This is a genomic window from Hydrogenophilus thiooxidans (assembly GCF_019049855.1).
Classification (GTDB): Bacteria; Pseudomonadota; Gammaproteobacteria; order Burkholderiales; family Rhodocyclaceae; genus Hydrogenophilus; species Hydrogenophilus thiooxidans.
In genome coordinates this window covers 1-847 of sequence record NZ_JAHLSY010000069.1, presented here as the reverse complement: position 1 = coordinate 847, position 847 = coordinate 1, and the positions used below count along the sequence as shown (strand labels likewise).

Below are 847 nucleotides of genomic sequence, written 5' to 3'. Positions count from 1 at the left end.
ACGAAGTCGTGCGCTATGCCGAAAAGCAAGGGCTTTATGTGCTCGTGCAAGCGGACGACGACGTGGTGGTGTGTAACCAGCCGGGATTTACGCCAAGGAGGTGGTGAGCGGGGAACTTTCCGGACGGATCCCGCACCATATCTGTGCGTGCAACCTGTGACTTTGACCGACTTGTTAAAATTTCCCAACCGCGATTCGTGCAAGAGGCATTGGAACCATGACGACTGCTACCGAAATCTCGTGGGACGAGCTCAAAGCGATGATCCTGGGCCTTGCCGAACAAGGCAAAGAGACCGATCGTCGCATGCAGGAGACCGACCGCCGCATGCAGGAGACCGACCGCCTCATTCGTGAGCTGCGCGAATCGGGCAAAGAGACCGACCGCCGCATGCAGGAGACCGACCGCCGGATCCGTGCGCTCGAGCGTCAGTTGGGGCGCCTCGGAAACCGCCTGGGGCAATTCGTGCAGGACATGGTCGAACCCGCGGTGGTGCGCCTTTTTCAAGAGCAGGGCATTCCGGTGCATCGGGTGATGCCGAATGTGCGCGCGCGGGACGATGCGGGGCAAACGGTGATGGAGATCGACCTTTTGGTGATCAACGGTGATCATGCAATCGCAGTGGAATGCAAAAGCCGCCTCACTACCGATGATGTCGACGAACACGTCGAGCGCCTTTCGCGCTTCAAAGCGGCGTTTCCTGAGTATGCCGATAAGCTTTTGCATGGGGCGGTAGCGGCAATGGGCGCACCCGACGAAGTCGTGCGCTATGCCGAAAAGCAAGGGCTTTATGTGCTCGTGCAAGCGGACGACGACGTGGTGGTGTGTAACCAGCCGGGATTTACGCCA

Annotated in this window: 1 protein-coding gene; it reads left to right on the top strand. The window is 59.1% G+C overall.

Annotated elements, in window-relative coordinates; genetic code table 11:
- Nucleotides 1–217: 217 nt before the first annotated feature.
- Nucleotides 218–847: hypothetical protein (locus tag KUL93_RS11295; RefSeq protein ID WP_217127134.1), on the top strand; the 630-nt coding region annotated here is incomplete at its 3' end.